The sequence below is a fragment of the Bradyrhizobium sp. WSM471 genome (genome assembly GCF_000244915.1).
GTDB lineage: Bacteria > Pseudomonadota > Alphaproteobacteria > Rhizobiales > Xanthobacteraceae > Bradyrhizobium.
In genome coordinates this window covers 149894-164410 of sequence record NZ_CM001442.1, presented here as the reverse complement: position 1 = coordinate 164410, position 14517 = coordinate 149894, and the positions used below count along the sequence as shown (strand labels likewise).

Sequence of the window (14517 nt, the reverse complement as noted above, 5' to 3'; positions counted from 1 at the left end):
TTCGCGCGCCACATTCCAGCGAGGATAGGCGTGTATCGCCCAAAGCAAACGGGCACGCCTTCCTGCGAAGGCATGCCCGCCAAAATTCTATTAATGCGACGTGCGCGTGCTCAGTGCACGCTCACCGCTTGCAGCTCGTTGCTCCAGGCGTTGGCGATCGCGGCTTCGCGGCTGTCGGTCAGCATGATCGGCGTACCGTCGGCGGCGTGGAGCGCGAAGAGCTTGAGGCCCGGCGCGATCTTCGGCGCTTCGGGAAACAGGCCCGGCACATCCTCGGAGCGGATCTGCTTCACATAGGCGATATGGCCTTCGCCGAGGGTTGCCAGCGTCTCTGGCGAGACGTTCTTGGCTTCGTATTCGAACGCAACGTGACCTTCACTCATGGTCTCGACTCCTTCACAGAAACTAAGCGGTCGAGTCCGCTACTCGTTCCATTATTCGTGCTCATTGATAGCGATTGTCTTAACGATCCTCTCCGGTTCCGGCCGGGCAAGATCGATCGCCAGCAATCCGTTCTTCAGATCCGCACCCAGCACCAGCATCCCCTCCGCCAGCACGAAAGTGCGCTGGAAGTGGCGCGCGGCGATGCCGCGATGGATATATTGCCGGGTCTTGTCGTCCTGCTGCCGTCCGCGAATGACGAGCTGGTTTTCCTCAATGGTTACATCGAGTTGGTCGCGGGTGAATCCGGCGACCGCCAGCGTGATTCGCAACCGCTCGGGCTGGCCCTCCGACCGGTCGCACCTCTCGATATTGTAGGGAGGGTAACCGTCAGCACCTTTGACGACCCGATCGAGCACGCGCTCGATCTCGTCGAAGCCCAGAAGAAACGGACTGGAAAGCGTGGGAACACGAGACATAGTTTACAAAGTCCTCTCGAAGCGACTTTGGTGCATCAGGGCCCGTACAGGCACCCCTTGATCAGCAATATGGGCATATCCGCGTGTAGGTTCAAGGACGTAGCCGGGGGCTGTGGATTGGCAGCTCACCCACTCTGCCATGCACGAAAGCTGACTTGTCGTCATGGCGCGAAACGCCTGCGGCAAGCCCGGCACGACGAATTTGCGGCGCGATTTTTCTCAACGAAAACAAACCCCCTTCTACTGTGCATGGGGTTGTTTTCGCGTTTTTTAATCGACGGCCTCGCGGAACCCGGTCAGGCCTCGATCCGCGTCCGGCCGTCGCCGCTGAACAGATGCAGCTTTTGGCGTACCGCTGCGACACGGATCTTCTCGCCGATCGGCGGCGCCTCTGAGCCGGGGATGCGGACGATGACCTCGCCGGGCGGCAGCTCGCCGGGATTGGCGGCGATGCGCTGTTCGTCCTGAGCCCGCGTGCCATAGACGAAGGTTTCGGCGCCGACGCGCTCGATCGCTTCCACGGTGAGCGGCAATACGACGCCGTCGGCGGGCGTCTGGTCGGTGATGACGAAATCCTCCGGACGGATGCCGAGGATTCCGGCATCAGCCGCGCCGCCGCCGGCGAGCTGCGATCGGATCTCCTCGGGCCGCGTCGACATCAGATTCATCGGCGGCGCGCCGATGAAGGAGGCGACGAAGGTCGTCGCCGGCTTCTCGTAGATCGCGAGCGGATTGCCGACCTGCTCGACCTGGCCGCCATTCATCACCACGAGAATGTCGGCGAGCGTCATCGCCTCCAACTGGTCGTGGGTGACGTAGATCGACGTGGTGTTGAGCCGGCGCTGCAATTTGCGGATCTCGACCCGCATCGCGATGCGGAGTTTGGCGTCGAGGTTGGACAGCGGCTCGTCGAACAGAAACACTTTGGGCTGGCGCACGATGGCGCGGCCCATGGCGACGCGCTGGCGCTGGCCGCCCGAGAGCTGGCGCGGTTTGCGCTCCAGCATCGATGTGAGCTCGAGCACGCGCGCGGCTTCGTCGACGCGGGTCTTGACCTCCGCCTCCTTCATGCCGCGGTTGCGCAGGCCGTAGGCCATGTTGTTGAAGACGCTCATATGCGGATAGAGCGCGTAATTCTGGAACACCATCGCGATGTCGCGGTCGGCGGGCTCGATCTGGTTGACGATGCGGCCGCCGATGTCGATCTCGCCGCCGGTGACGGTCTCGAGGCCCGCGACCATGCGCAGCAATGTCGACTTGCCGCAGCCGGAGGGACCGACCAGCACGCAGAACTGGCCATCGCCGACATCGACGTTGACGCCCTTGATGGCCTCGAAGCCGCCGGGATAGGTCTTGCGGACGTTGCGCAGGGTGACGTTAGCCATGGGATCTACTTTTCCGTCTCCACGAGTCCGCGCACGAACAATTTCTGCATCACGACGACGACGAACACCGGCGGCAGCATCGCCAGCACGGCGGTGGCCATCACGATCGGCCATTCGGTCAGCGCGTCGGTGGTGGTGATCATCTTGCGGATGCCGACCTGGATAGTCTGCATGTCGTCGCGGGTGGTGATCAGCAGCGGCCAGAGATATTGATTCCAGCCGAGGATGAAGAGGATCACGAACAGCGCCGCCATGTTGGTGCGCGACAGCGGCAGCAGCGTATCCCAGAAGAAGCGCAAGGGTCCGGCGCCGTCGATGCGCGAGGCCTCCAGCAGCTCGTCCGGCACCGTCATGAAGAACTGGCGGAACAGCAGCGTCGCGGTGGCCGAGGCGATCAGTGGCAGCGACAGCCCCGCATAGCTGTCCAGCATGTGCAGATCGGCGACGATCTTGTAGGTCGGATAGATGCGCACCTCGACCGGCAGCATCAGCGTGATGAAGATGATCCAGAAGATCGGCATCCGGAACGGAAAGCGGAAATAGACGATCGCATAGGCCGAGATGATCGAGATCGCGATCTTGCCGACCGCGATCAGCAGGGCCATCACCAGCGAGTTCAGCATCATGTTGCCGACAGGCTCGCGGGTCGAGCCGCTCGTGCCGACGAAAATGGTCTGGTAGTAGACCTCGAAGAAATGACCGCCCGGCAGCAGCGACATCTGCCCGTTGGCGATCAGCGCGTTGTCCTGGGTCGAGGCGACGAACGCGATGTAGACCGGGAAGGCGACGACCGCGATCCCGATCCAGAGGATGATGTGGGCGACGTAGCGCCGGAAGCCCTCTTCCTCGACCATCAGTAGGTCACCTTGCGTTCGACGAACCGGAACTGGATTCCGGTGAGCACGATCACCATGACCATCAGGATCACCGACTGCGCCGCCGAGCTGCCGAGATTGCCGCCGAGCAGGCCGTCGGAATAGACCTTGTAGACCAGCGTGACCGTCGACGTTCCGGGACCGCCGCGGGTCATGGTGTCGATGATGCCGAACGTGTCGAAGAAGGCATAGACGATGTTGACCACCAGCAGGAAGAAGATGGTCGGCGACAGCAGCGGGAAGGTCACGGTCCAGAACCGCCGCATCGGACGGGCACCGTCGATTGCGGCGGCCTCGAACACGCTCTTCGGGATCGCCTGCAGGCCGGCGAGGAAGAACAGGAAATTATAGGAGATCTGCTTCCACGCGGCGGCGAGGATGATCAGCGCCGCGGCCTGGTCGCCGTCGAGCAGCGGATTCCAGTCGATGCCCATGTTGCGCAGATAGCGCGAGAGCACCCCGAGCGAGGGATGCAGCATGAAGATCCAGAGCACGCCGACCACGGGTGGCGCCACCGCATAGGGCCAGATCAGGAGCGTGCGGTAGAGCATCGAGCCACGCAGCGGCTTGTCCGCCATCACGGCGAGCAGCAGCGCGAAGGATAGCGACGAGACGGCGATGGCGAACGAGAACAAGAAGGTCCGGACGATCGCCTCGAAATAGGCCGCGTCCTTGAACAGCTCGATGTAATTCTCGAACCAGACAAAGGTGGTCGACAGACCGAAGGCGTCCTGGAGCAGGAAGGACTGGATCACCGCCTGCAGGGCCGGCCAATAGAAGAAAATCAGGACGATCGCGAGCTGCGGCGCAACCAGCGCGTACGGTAACAGCCTTGACTGGAAAATGGCTTGCTTTTGCATGATGCCAGCAGGGCGGCAGGCCGGGTCGCGGCCTGCCGCTCATTGCCTCACTTGACGGCGGTCTTTTCGAACTGCCGCAGCATCGTGTTGCCGCGCTCGACGGCGGAATCCAGCGCCTGCTTGGCGGTCTTCTTGCCGGCCAGCGCCTGCTCGATCTCTTCCGACCAGACGTCACGCAACTGAACCATGTTGCCGAGGCGCAGACCGCGCGAATTCTCGGTCGGCTCCTTGTTGGTCAGCTCCAGCAGCGGGGTCTCGAGATAGGGCTGATCCTTGTAGAAGCCCTCGGCCTTGGCCTTCTCATAAGCAGCCTTGGTGATCGGCAGATAGCCCGAGGCCTTGTGGATATAGACCTGACGATCGGTGTCCGAGAGGAAGGTCAGGAATTTCGCGACGCCCTTGTATTCCTCGGCCGATTTGCCGCCCATGACCCAGAGCGAAGCGCCGCCGATGATCGAGTTCTGCGGTGCGCCCTTGACGTCGGGATAATAGGGCATCGGCACGGCGGTGAAGTTGAACTTGGCCTGCGCCTTGACGTTGCCGAAGAACGCCGACGAGGTCAGGTAGATCGGGCATTCGCCGGAGGTGAAGCGACCCTCGCCGGTGTTGGTGCGGCCTGCATAGTCATAGGTCTTGGTCTTCTGCAGCTCGACCAGGGTTTCGAGATGCTTGACCTGAAGCGGTCCGTTGAATTCGAGCACGGTGTCGAATCCGTCGAGGCCGTTGGCCTTGCTGGCGAGCGGAACGTTGTGCCAGGCGGAGAGCTGCTCGAGATTGACCCAGGTGACCCAGGAGCCGGAGAAGCCGCAGGTGTCATGACCGGCAGCCTTCAGCTTCTTGGCGGCCTCGAACGTTTCGGGCCAGGTCTTCGGAATCTCGACGTTCGCCTTCTTGAGCTCGTCGAGGTTGACCCACATCACGGTCGAGGACGAGTTGAAGGGGAATGAGAGCATCTCGCCCTTCGACGTCGAATAGTAGCCGGTGATGGCGGGCAGGTAGATCTTGGGATCGAACTTCTCGCCGGCGTCGGCCATCAGCTTGTAGACGGGCTTCACGGCGCCGGTCGCGGCCATCATGGTCGCGGTGCCGACTTCGAACACCTGCATGATGTGCGGGGCGTTGCCGGCGCGGAACGCCGCGATGCCGGCGTTCATCGTATCGGGATAGTTGCCCTTGTAGGTCGGGATCACCTTGTAGTCGCTCTGCGACGCGTTGAAGTCGGTGGCGAGCTTGACGATGACGTCGTTGTTGGCGCCGGTCATCGCGTGCCACCACTGGATTTCGGTCGCGGCCAAGACCGGTGAGGCCGATAGGCCAACCGTGAGTGCAACAGCGGCAGCCGCTCCAAAGTGTCTAAGAGCCATCAAGTAAACCTCCCTTGGCCGTTCTCTTGGGCCGTCAAAAATGATCGCTTGCGCTAGCAGCGCCATATGACGTTCACATGACTGTGTAAGCGGCCGAAACGAAAGCGGCAAGCGCGGCAAAAGGGAAGCCGTCAAATAGGCGAATGCCGCGCGCGCAGCGCCCTCCGTTCGCGCTGCACGGAGCGTCCGCGCCGCAGTGCGGCATTGGACGTCATCGCGGAATGGCAGTGGAAGATCGCCGATGCCGCTGCGGGCTCGAAAACCGCTCCCGCTTGCGGGAGAGGTCGCGCCGAAGGCGCGGGTGAGGGCTCTCTCCGCTTGGGGATTGTCCCGTTGCGGAGACACCCTCTCCCCAACCCTCTCCCGCAAGCGGGCGAGGGAGCGCACCTACGGTGAGGCTCGATCTTCGTCTTATCTCAGCGCTTGCGCTGGGGTCCGCAGACCGTGCCCTGCTCCACCATCGCGTCAATCTCGGACCTGGTGTAGCCGAATTCGCCGAGCACCTCGGCCGCGTGCTCGCTGAATTTCGGCGGCAGGCGACGCAGGCTCGGCTTGCTGCGGTCGAGCCGGATCGGCGACGCCACGCCCTTGTACCAGTCCTTCTCGATAATATCGCCGCGGGCGATCGTGTGCGGGTTGGTCAACGCCTGGTCGATCTTCTGCACGGGGCCTGCGGGCAGGCCGGCGGCAAGCAGGCGATTGCACAGCGGCTCGGCCTCGTGCTGGCTGAACACGGTGGCGAGCTCGGCCCGCAGCGCTTCGCGATTGGCGATGCGGTCCTTGTTGCGCGCAAAACGCGGATCGGTGCCGAGCTCGGGCTTGCCGATCTCCTTGGCGAGCTTGCGGAAGGTGCCGTCATTGCCGACGCCGATGAAGATGTTGTCGGTCTTGGTCGGGAAGATCGCATAGGGCACGAGGTTGGGATGCTCGTTGCCGGTGAGCGCCGGCGGCTTGCCGTGCATGAAATAATTCGCGGTGTGCGGATGCATGATGGCGAGACCGGTCTCGTACAGCGTGGTCTCCAGGAACTGGCCCTGGCCCGAGCGCTGACGCTCCGACAGCGCCATCAGGATGCCGATCGCCGCATAGAGGCCGGTGCCGATGTCGACCAGCGGCACGCCGATCCGCATCGGTCCGCTCTCGGGCGAGCCGGTCGCCGCGATCATGCCGGTCATGGCCTGGATGATGGCGTCATAGCCGGGATTGCCGCCACGCGGGCCGTCGGCGCCGAAGCCGCAGATCCGGCAATGGACGAGGCGCGGGAATTTCTCGCGCAACACCTCGTTGCCGATGCCCCATTTCTCCAACGTGCCCGGCTTGAAGTTCTCGATCAGGACGTCGGCGCTCTCCAGCATCTTGAGCAGCACGGTCCGGCCGCCCTCGGAGGCGAGGTCGAGGCCGATCGAGCGCTTGTTGCGGTTGATGCCGATGAAATAGGCCGCGTCCTCCTCGTGGAAGGGAGGGCCCCAGTCGCGCACCTCGTCGCCTGCGGGCGGCTCGACCTTGATCACGTCGGCGCCGTGGTCAGCGAGAATCTGGGTGCAATAGGGACCGCCGAGCACGCGCGTGAGATCGATGACGCGCAGGCCGCTCATTGCGCCCGTGGCAGCTCCAGAACCGGCGGCTTCAGTCATGCCTTCGCTTCCCCTGTGTCGACATTGATCACAGGCCTAACGAGGTTCGTCCGAGCCGGCAATGGCTTCCCGCGTAGGGCGTCATGCAGGCCTCTCGCCGCATCCCGCGGGATGGCAAATCAAGGGAAACGGCCGGCCCGAGGGGGATCCCGGGCCAGCCGCTTCACGTAACCGATCAGACGACCGTCAGGCGAACGTCGACATTGCCGCGCGTCGCGTTGGAATACGGGCACACCTGGTGCGCCTTCTCGACCAGCGCCTCGGCTTCCGCGCGGGCGAGGCCCGGCAGCGAGACGGCAAGGTCGATGTCGAGACCGAAGCCGCCGGCCGCGCGCGGGCCAATGCCGACGGTCGAGGTCACGGAGGCGTCGGCCGGAATCTTGGGGCCGCCCTGCGAGGACACGAACTTCATCGCGCCGATGAAGCAGGCGGCATAGCCCGCCGCAAACAGCTGCTCGGGATTGTTGCCGGCGCCACCTCCGCCGCCGAGTTCCTTCGGCGTGGTGAGCTTGACGTCGAGCGCGCCATCGAGGGTCGCAGCATGGCCGTCGCGGCCGCCGGTGGCCTTTGCGCTGGTCTTGTAGAGGACGTTCACTGACATTTTCGTCTCCCTGTGTTTTCGGGTGGGGTGCGATCCTTATCGCAAGCAATTAGATTGCGCGCAATTGAAATTATGGCGCCTCACATTTAATTGTTCGCAATTGAATGTGGCGACGGCCGGCCCCAGAATGGAAGCAAGTCCTGTGAGATTCTCCATGCCCCGGAAACATTCGGCAGCGGACGCGCCGCTGCGCCTCGACAACCAGATCTGCTTCGCGATCTATTCGGCCGCGCATGCCTTCAACCGCGTCTACAAGCCGCTGCTGGACCGGCTCGGCCTGACCTATCCGCAATACCTGGTGATGCTGGTGCTGTGGGAGCGCGACGACGTGCCGGTCAAGGACATCGGCGAAAAGCTGTTCCTGGATTCGGGCACGCTGACGCCGCTGCTCAAGCGGCTCGAGGCGGCCCACCTCGTCAGGCGCACGCGCTCGAGCGAGGACGAACGTCAGGTGCTGATCGCATTGACCCCGCAGGGCCACGCCTTGAAGGACAAGGCGCGCGCCGTGCCGCAATCGATCCTGGCGGCCTCGGACTGCTCGGTCTCGGAACTGGTCGCGATGAAGGATGAGATTGTGGCGTTGCGCGATCGGCTGAATGCGGTGATCGGGGAGTAGGGGGGCGTGCTTAGGACAGCCGCTTCTTTGTGAAGGCTCGGCCGGAGTGGGACTTCAGGTACGCTTCAAAAGCGAGCGCCTTGTACTTGTCGGGGAAGGCGCAGTACCAGATCAGCTTCCAAGGCTTGAACTTGGCGGTGTGGGTGGATTTGCCAGCATTGTGCTCTGGAATCCGGCGCTTCAGATCTTCCGTAGCCCCAACGTATTCCTGCTCGGGAAATTCGATGCTGCGGAGGATGTAGACGTACCACATTGACGATTATCGCCTGGGCAGCCGCTGCGTGGGAGTCTCACCAGTCCGTCTTCGCCCTTCGGGCTTCGCCGGACACCACGCTTCGCCCTTCGGGCTGTGCGCGGCTGCGCCACGCGGAGCCCGAAGGGCGAAGCGTGGTGGAGCCAGGCGGGATCGAACCGCCGACCTCTTGCATGCCATGCAAGCGCTCTCCCAGCTGAGCTATGGCCCCTTAACCGTCCGACGCGCCTTGGGCGACGCGTCGGGAAAGACCCAGAACCACAGTTCTGGAATTATCTCAAGTCTCTTCGTCACCGCCGACATCACCAATGATGTCGGTCACGTCCTCATCGCCTTCTTCGTCGTCGGCGATAAAGGTCGAATCGTCGTCGTCATCGTCCTCGATGGTCTCATCGACTTCGATGTCGTCCTCGGATTCGGGCACGACGGCCTTGACCTTACCGGTGTTCTCCTCGGCATCGGCCTCCTCGAGCGAGACCTCCTCGACCTCCGCCGGCTCCGGCGTGGCGTCGGCGGCAGCGGCTGCATGACGGGCTTCGGCGCCACGGGGCGCGCGAGCCGGCGCGATGGGCGCGATCGGCACGACTTCACCGGTATAAGGCGAGATCACCGGATTCTTGTTGAGGTCATAGAACTTTTTGCCCGTGGTCGGGCAAATACGTTTAGTTCCGAGTTCGGACTTGGCCACGGCAGAGGAATCCTGGAAATGTCTGAAAAGCGGTGCTTCACTTGGCTAGTTGGCGGCCCGCTGTCAATAGCGCATTGCGGGAGAACGACATGCCCGTGACGGCGGGGAGACCATGTGGTACCTGCCCCGCGAGTCCCACAGGGACGTTTCGGGCCTATCCAAGGACACAAACTTGACCGATTCCGACAAGCCGACGCCGCTCCAATCGCGCGCCAGCGGTCCCCTGACCGGGAAAGTACGGGTGCCCGGAGACAAGTCGATCTCCCACCGTGCCCTCATCCTCGGCGCGCTCGCGGTCGGAGAGACGCGGATTTCGGGCCTCCTCGAGGGCGAGGACGTTCTTAACACCGCCAAATCCATGCAGGCGCTCGGCGCCAGGGTCGAGCGCACCGGAGATTTCGCCTGGAAGGTGAACGGCGTGGGGGTCGCGGGCTTCGCGGAGCCCAAAGCGCCGCTGGATTTCGGCAACTCCGGCACCGGCTGCCGGCTCGTCATGGGCGCCGTCGCGGGCTGCCCGATCTCTGCGATTTTCGACGGCGATGCCTCGCTGCGGAGCCGGCCCATGCGCCGGATCCTGGACCCTCTCGAAAAGATGGGTGCGAAGGTGGTCTCCGGTGGCGAGGGCGGCCGTCTGCCGCTGACCGTCCAGGGTGCGCGCGATCCGCTGCCGATCACCTACAAGACCCCGGTCGCCTCGGCCCAGATCAAATCCGCCGTGCTGCTCGCGGGTTTGGCCGCGCCGGGCGCCACGACCGTCATCGAGACCGAGGCCAGTCGCGACCACACCGAGCTGATGCTCAAGCATTTCGGCGCCGAGATCACCTCGGTACGGGAAGGTCAGCACGGCCGCCGTATCACGCTCGTGGGGCAGCCTGAGCTGCATGGTGCCAATGTGGTCGTGCCCGCCGATCCCTCGTCGGCGGCGTTCCCCATCGTTGCTGCGCTGATCGTCGAAGGATCCGAAATCGTCCTGTCCGATGTCATGACCAATCCGCTGCGGACGGGTCTTTTCACCACGCTGCGCGAAATGGGTGCCTCGATCGAGGAAAGTGAAGTTCGCGGCGACGCCGGCGAGCCGATGGCGAAGCTGCGCGTACGCGCCTCGAAACTGCGCGGTGTCGAGGTGCCGCCGGAGCGCGCACCGTCGATGATCGACGAATATCTGGTGCTGGCGGTGGCGGCCGCCTTCGCCGAGGGTACGACCATCATGCGCGGCCTCCAGGAGCTGCGCGTCAAGGAATCCGACCGTCTCGAAGCCACTGCCGCCATGCTCCGCGTCAACGGCGTGAAGGTCGAGGTCTCCGGCGACGATTTGATCGTCGAGGGCCGCGGCCACGTGCCCGGCGGCGGCGTTGTGGCCACCCACATGGACCATCGCATCGCGATGTCCGCGCTGGTGATGGGCTGCGCTTCCGACCAGCCGGTGACCGTCGATGACACCGCCTTCATCGCCACCAGTTTTCCGGATTTCATCCCGATGATGCGTTCGCTTGGGGCTGAGTTTTCATGATCATCGCCATCGACGGGCCCGCGGCGTCGGGCAAGGGCACCCTCGGCAAGCGCCTAGCCCACCATTACGGCTACCGTCATCTTGATACCGGCGTGATCTATCGCGCGGTGGCCTATTCCCTGATGCAGTCCGGTCATGATCTCCGGGACGAGGCGGCAGCGGTCGCTGCGGCGCTGGAACTCGATCCCGAAAAGTTTGGCAATCCCGCCCTGAAGACCCAGAAGGCCGGCGAGGGCGCCTCCATCGTCTCGGCGATCCCAAGGGTGCGCGAGGCCCTGATCAACTTTCAGCGACAATTCGCCGCCGATCCGCCCGGCGCCGTGCTCGATGGGCGGGATATTGGAACAGTGATCTGCCCCCATGCCGACGTGAAGATATTCGTCGTCGCCGATCCCAAGGTCCGTGCCCGCCGCCGGACCATGGAGGCCAAGGCACGGGGCGAGGAGGCCGACGAGGCCGCCGTGCTCGCCGACATCATCCAGCGCGACGAACGCGACAAGAACCGGGCGATTGCGCCTTTAAAACCGGCCGCGGATGCTTACTTGCTAGATAACTCCCAACTGGATATAGAAGGCGGCGTCCGGGCCGCCATCGACATTATCGAGGCTGTCCGAGCGGGCCGGTCGCGGGGTTAAGCCGCTGCCGTCATTGGAGGAAGCGCCCGCTCCCGCTCTTTGAGGTCGATACTCTCGGTCCCTGCTTGGGGCCGACGCGATCCAGGCTCCGGACAAAAGATTTCCACGTATCGAACGCGCGGGCCTCAGCCGGCCCGCTTCCGCTGTTCCGCCCTCCAGGTCGGAGCAGCGAGCGGTCGCTCGAAGGTTCTGCGGACCTTCCGACACTGCGCGTACGATGCGCCCAAGAACCCAACGGCCGGCACGACATCCGCAACTGGAGAACAAATGGCTTCGACTTCTGCTGATACCTATAGCCCGTCGCGCGACGATTTCGCCGCGATGCTCGACGAGTCCTTTGCAGGCGGCAACCTGCAGGAAAGCTCAGTCATCAAGGGCAAGGTTGTTGCAATCGAAAAGGACATGGCCGTCATCGACGTCGGCCTGAAGACCGAGGGCCGCGTTGCCCTGCGCGAATTTTCCGGCCCCGGCCGCGACAGCGAGCTCAAGGTCGGCGACGAGGTGGAAGTGTTCCTCGACCGGATCGAGAACGCCCTCGGCGAAGCCGTGCTGTCGCGCGACAAGGCGCGCCGCGAAGAGAGCTGGGGCAAGCTCGAGAAGGCCTTCCAGAACAACGAGAAGGTCAACGGCGTCATCTTCAACCAGGTCAAGGGCGGCTTCACCGTCGACCTCGACGGTGCCGTGGCCTTCCTGCCGCGTTCGCAGGTCGATATCCGTCCGATCCGCGACGTTGCGCCGCTGATGAACAACTCGCAGCCGTTCCAGATCCTCAAGATGGACCGTCGCCGCGGCAACATCGTGGTGTCCCGCCGCACCGTTCTCGAAGAGACCCGCGCCGAGCAGCGTCAGGAGCTGGTGCAGAACCTCGAAGAAGGTCAGGTCATCGACGGCGTGGTCAAGAACATCACCGATTACGGTGCGTTCGTTGATCTCGGCGGCATCGATGGTCTGCTGCACGTCACCGATATCGCGTGGCGCCGCGTCAACCATCCGACCGAGGTGCTCTCGATCGGCCAGACCGTGAAGGTCAAGATCATCAAGATCAACCACGAGACGCACCGCATCTCGCTGGGCATGAAGCAGCTGTTGGACGATCCGTGGCAGGGCATCGAAGCCAAGTACCCGCTGGGTGCCCGCTTCACCGGTCGCGTCACCAACATCACCGACTACGGCGCGTTCGTCGAGCTCGAGCCGGGCATCGAAGGCCTGATCCACGTCTCCGAGATGTCGTGGACCAAGAAGAACATGCACCCCGGCAAGATCGTTTCGACCTCGCAGGAAGTCGAAGTGCAGGTGCTGGAAGTCGATTCCGTCAAGCGCCGCATCTCGCTCGGCCTCAAGCAGACCATGCGCAACCCGTGGGAGGTCTTCGTCGAAGGTCACCCGACCGGTTCGACGGTCGAGGGCGAGGTCAAGAACAAGACCGAGTTCGGTCTGTTCCTGGGCCTCGAGGGCGACGTCGACGGCATGGTCCATCTCTCCGACCTCGACTGGAAGCAGCCGGGCGAGCAGGTGATCGACAACTACAAGAAGGGCGACATGGTGAAGGCCGTGGTGCTCGATGTGGACGTCGAGAAGGAGCGCATTTCTCTTGGAATCAAACAGCTCGAAGGCGACCCCTTCGCCGAGCCGGGCGATGTCAAGAAGGGTGCTGTCGTGACCTGCGAAGTGATCGACGTGAAGGAGAGCGGGATCGAGGTGAAGATCACCGGTACCGACTTCACCACCTTCGTGAAGCGCTCGGAGCTCGCCCGTGACCGCAACGATCAGCGCGCCGAACGCTTTGCCGTCGGCGAGAAGGTCGATGCCCGCGTGATCCAGTTCGACAAGAAGGCCCGCAAGGTCCAGGTGTCGATCAAGGCGCTCGAAGTCGCCGAAGAAAAGGAAGCCATCGCGCAGTACGGCTCCTCCGATTCGGGAGCGACGCTCGGCGACATCCTCGGCACCGCGCTCAAGAACCGCGACACCAAGTAAGCGAAACGCAGGTTTCGCTGCATCAAAGCCCCGGCGCGAGCCGGGGCTTTTTTGTTGTTGAGGCCGTAGCCTGGATGGAGCGAAGCGAAATCCGGGATTCGTGCGCCGGCGGGATTTTCCCGGATTGCGCTTCGCTCCATCCGGGCTACGGACTCCATCCGGGTTACGCGGCAGGGCCTTGTTTTCTTCTAATTGCGCCGCAATTGATGTATCCAGATAAGTCAATGGTGACGCTGCGACGGCACAACGCGCCTGGCCTTTCATTTGGAGATATTGAGATGTCGCTCGATTCGGACATCATCGTCGATCGCCGCAGGATCCGCCGCAAGCTGACGTTCTGGCGCGTATTGGCCGCGCTGATCGCGATCGCGGCGATCGCAGGCTTCGCGCTGGTCGCGACGCCGGGTGCGCGCGGCACGTTCGCGTCCGCCGGCTCGATCGCACGGGTCCAGATCGACGGCCTGATCCGCAGCGATTCCGACCGCACGCAGGCGCTCGAACGGCTGGAGAATTCGCAGGCTGCCGCCGTCATCGTTCACATCAACTCGCCGGGCGGTACCACCGCCGGCTCCGAGCAGCTCTATGATTCGCTTGTACGGGTGAAGGCAAAGAAGCCGCTCGTCGTCGTCGTCGAAGGCCTCGCCGCCTCGGGCGGCTACATCACCGCGATTGCCAGCGATCACATCATCGCCCAGCAGAGCTCGCTGGTCGGCTCGATCGGCGTGCTGTTCCAGTTTCCGAACGTCTCGGAGCTGTTGAAGACCGTCGGCGTCAAGGTCGAGGAGGTAAAATCCACGCCGCTGAAGGCCGCGCCCAACGGTTTCGAGCCAACCAGCCCCGAGGCACGGGCCGCGCTCGACGCGCTGGTGAAGGATTCCTATGCCTGGTTCAAGGGATTGGTGAAGGACCGGCGTGGCATGGATGACACGCAGCTCGAGAAAGTGGTTGATGGCCGTGTCTTCACCGGACGTCAGGCCATCGATCTCAAGCTGATCGACCAGATCGGCGACGAGAAGACCGCCGTGGCCTGGCTGGTCGAGCAGAAGGGCGTCAAGAAGGGGCTCTCCGTGCGCGATTACAAGCTGCAGCCGCGCTTCAGCGATCTGCCGTTCCTCAAGACGGCGGCCGCAGTGACGCTGGAAGCACTGGGTTTAGGCTCGATTGCGCATCAAATCGGACAAACCGGCGTCGTGCAGGCGGTCGATCGGCTCGGAATGGATGGAATGCTGGCTTTGTGGCAGCCGGCGGCATCGAACTGACCG

At 63.5% G+C, this 14517-nt stretch carries 15 protein-coding genes and 1 tRNA gene; 5 read left to right on the top strand and 11 right to left on the bottom strand.

Annotated elements, in window-relative coordinates:
- Positions 1–110: 110 nt before the first annotated feature.
- From BRA471DRAFT_RS00730 to BRA471DRAFT_RS00695, 8 genes are all read right to left on the bottom strand, one after another.
- A complete protein-coding gene (locus BRA471DRAFT_RS00730; RefSeq protein WP_007598581.1) occupies positions 111–383 on the bottom strand; it encodes a DUF1150 domain-containing protein in 273 nt (90 codons plus the stop codon).
- Positions 384–434: 51 nt separating this feature from the next.
- A complete protein-coding gene (locus BRA471DRAFT_RS00725; RefSeq protein ID WP_007598583.1) occupies positions 435–860 on the bottom strand; it encodes an Hsp20 family protein in 426 nt (141 codons plus the stop codon).
- Positions 861–1156: 296 nt separating this feature from the next.
- Positions 1157–2245, bottom strand: a complete 1089-nt coding sequence (locus tag BRA471DRAFT_RS00720) for a sn-glycerol-3-phosphate import ATP-binding protein UgpC (protein ID WP_007603955.1) — start codon at positions 2243–2245, stop codon at positions 1157–1159.
- Between the two features lie 5 nt (positions 2246–2250).
- Positions 2251–3099 (bottom strand): sn-glycerol-3-phosphate ABC transporter permease UgpE, encoded by an 849-nt coding sequence (gene ugpE / locus BRA471DRAFT_RS00715; protein ID WP_007603954.1) that lies wholly within the window; start codon positions 3097–3099, stop codon positions 2251–2253.
- The gene (gene ugpA / locus BRA471DRAFT_RS00710) at positions 3099–3980 is read right to left on the bottom strand and encodes a sn-glycerol-3-phosphate ABC transporter permease UgpA (RefSeq protein WP_007603953.1); all 882 of its coding nucleotides are present in this window, start codon (positions 3978–3980) and stop codon (positions 3099–3101) included. Before ugpA ends, ugpE begins: the two co-directional genes overlap by 1 nt.
- A gap of 47 nt (positions 3981–4027) precedes the next feature.
- Positions 4028–5344, bottom strand: coding sequence for a sn-glycerol-3-phosphate ABC transporter substrate-binding protein UgpB (gene ugpB, locus BRA471DRAFT_RS00705; RefSeq protein ID WP_007603952.1), 1317 nt, complete (start codon positions 5342–5344; stop codon positions 4028–4030).
- A gap of 416 nt (positions 5345–5760) precedes the next feature.
- On the bottom strand, positions 5761–6978 hold the full coding sequence (locus tag BRA471DRAFT_RS00700) for a CaiB/BaiF CoA-transferase family protein (RefSeq protein WP_007603951.1): 1218 nt from the start codon (positions 6976–6978) through the stop codon (positions 5761–5763).
- A gap of 175 nt (positions 6979–7153) precedes the next feature.
- Positions 7154–7579 (bottom strand): organic hydroperoxide resistance protein, encoded by a 426-nt coding sequence (locus BRA471DRAFT_RS00695; protein WP_007603950.1) that lies wholly within the window; start codon positions 7577–7579, stop codon positions 7154–7156.
- 154 nt (positions 7580–7733) lie between these two features.
- On the opposite strand from BRA471DRAFT_RS00695, the gene BRA471DRAFT_RS00690 reads away from it, so the two are divergent.
- The gene (locus tag BRA471DRAFT_RS00690) at positions 7734–8195 is read left to right on the top strand and encodes a MarR family winged helix-turn-helix transcriptional regulator (protein ID WP_007603949.1); all 462 of its coding nucleotides are present in this window, start codon (positions 7734–7736) and stop codon (positions 8193–8195) included.
- A 10-nt stretch (positions 8196–8205) separates the two neighbouring features.
- On the opposite strand, the gene BRA471DRAFT_RS00685 is transcribed toward BRA471DRAFT_RS00690, so the two are convergent.
- The 3 genes from BRA471DRAFT_RS00685 to BRA471DRAFT_RS00675 all read right to left on the bottom strand — a co-directional run bounded on the left by BRA471DRAFT_RS00685 (position 8206) and on the right by BRA471DRAFT_RS00675 (position 9136).
- Entirely contained in the window at positions 8206–8448 is a 243-nt protein-coding gene (locus BRA471DRAFT_RS00685) for a GIY-YIG nuclease family protein (RefSeq protein ID WP_007603948.1), read from the bottom strand.
- Between the two features lie 135 nt (positions 8449–8583).
- Positions 8584–8659, bottom strand: a tRNA-Ala gene (locus tag BRA471DRAFT_RS00680).
- 66 nt (positions 8660–8725) lie between these two features.
- Positions 8726–9136 (bottom strand): TIGR02300 family protein, encoded by a 411-nt coding sequence (locus BRA471DRAFT_RS00675; RefSeq protein ID WP_007598417.1) that lies wholly within the window; start codon positions 9134–9136, stop codon positions 8726–8728.
- Positions 9137–9248: 112 nt separating this feature from the next.
- Here BRA471DRAFT_RS00675 and aroA point away from each other — a divergent pair, with 112 nt between their 5' ends.
- The 4 genes from aroA to sppA all read left to right on the top strand — a co-directional run bounded on the left by aroA (position 9249) and on the right by sppA (position 14514).
- On the top strand, positions 9249–10646 hold the full coding sequence (gene aroA, locus BRA471DRAFT_RS00670; protein WP_007603947.1) for a 3-phosphoshikimate 1-carboxyvinyltransferase: 1398 nt from the start codon (positions 9249–9251) through the stop codon (positions 10644–10646).
- On the top strand, positions 10643–11281 hold the full coding sequence (cmk, locus tag BRA471DRAFT_RS00665; protein ID WP_007603946.1) for a (d)CMP kinase: 639 nt from the start codon (positions 10643–10645) through the stop codon (positions 11279–11281). The genes aroA and cmk overlap by 4 nt, the downstream gene beginning before the upstream one ends.
- A gap of 267 nt (positions 11282–11548) precedes the next feature.
- Positions 11549–13255, top strand: a complete 1707-nt coding sequence (gene rpsA, locus BRA471DRAFT_RS00660; protein ID WP_007598413.1) for a 30S ribosomal protein S1 — start codon at positions 11549–11551, stop codon at positions 13253–13255.
- A 278-nt stretch (positions 13256–13533) separates the two neighbouring features.
- Complete coding sequence (gene sppA / locus BRA471DRAFT_RS00655; protein WP_007603945.1) at positions 13534–14514, top strand: signal peptide peptidase SppA; 981 nt, start codon at positions 13534–13536, stop codon at positions 14512–14514.
- Positions 14515–14517: the final 3 nt, after the last annotated feature.

Excerpts from the sequence above, each read along its gene's own strand:
- cmk (WP_007603946.1), top strand. The coding sequence starts at position 10,643 with ATGATCATCGCCATCGACGGGCCCGCGGCGTCGGGCAAGGGCACCCTC.
- ugpE (WP_007603954.1), bottom strand. The coding sequence starts at position 3,099 with ATGGTCGAGGAAGAGGGCTTCCGGCGCTACGTCGCCCACATCATCCTC.
- BRA471DRAFT_RS00725 (WP_007598583.1), bottom strand. The coding sequence starts at position 860 with ATGTCTCGTGTTCCCACGCTTTCCAGTCCGTTTCTTCTGGGCTTCGAC.
- BRA471DRAFT_RS00730 (WP_007598581.1), bottom strand. The coding sequence starts at position 383 with ATGAGTGAAGGTCACGTTGCGTTCGAATACGAAGCCAAGAACGTCTCG.
- rpsA (WP_007598413.1), top strand. The coding sequence starts at position 11,549 with ATGGCTTCGACTTCTGCTGATACCTATAGCCCGTCGCGCGACGATTTC.
- BRA471DRAFT_RS00695 (WP_007603950.1), bottom strand. The coding sequence starts at position 7,579 with ATGTCAGTGAACGTCCTCTACAAGACCAGCGCAAAGGCCACCGGCGGC.
- BRA471DRAFT_RS00690 (WP_007603949.1), top strand. The coding sequence starts at position 7,734 with ATGCCCCGGAAACATTCGGCAGCGGACGCGCCGCTGCGCCTCGACAAC.
- BRA471DRAFT_RS00700 (WP_007603951.1), bottom strand. The coding sequence starts at position 6,978 with ATGACTGAAGCCGCCGGTTCTGGAGCTGCCACGGGCGCAATGAGCGGC.
- ugpB (WP_007603952.1), bottom strand. The coding sequence starts at position 5,344 with ATGGCTCTTAGACACTTTGGAGCGGCTGCCGCTGTTGCACTCACGGTT.
- aroA (WP_007603947.1), top strand. The coding sequence starts at position 9,249 with ATGTGGTACCTGCCCCGCGAGTCCCACAGGGACGTTTCGGGCCTATCC.
- BRA471DRAFT_RS00685 (WP_007603948.1), bottom strand. The coding sequence starts at position 8,448 with ATGTGGTACGTCTACATCCTCCGCAGCATCGAATTTCCCGAGCAGGAA.
- sppA (WP_007603945.1), top strand. The coding sequence starts at position 13,534 with ATGTCGCTCGATTCGGACATCATCGTCGATCGCCGCAGGATCCGCCGC.
- ugpA (WP_007603953.1), bottom strand. The coding sequence starts at position 3,980 with ATGCAAAAGCAAGCCATTTTCCAGTCAAGGCTGTTACCGTACGCGCTG.
- BRA471DRAFT_RS00720 (WP_007603955.1), bottom strand. The coding sequence starts at position 2,245 with ATGGCTAACGTCACCCTGCGCAACGTCCGCAAGACCTATCCCGGCGGC.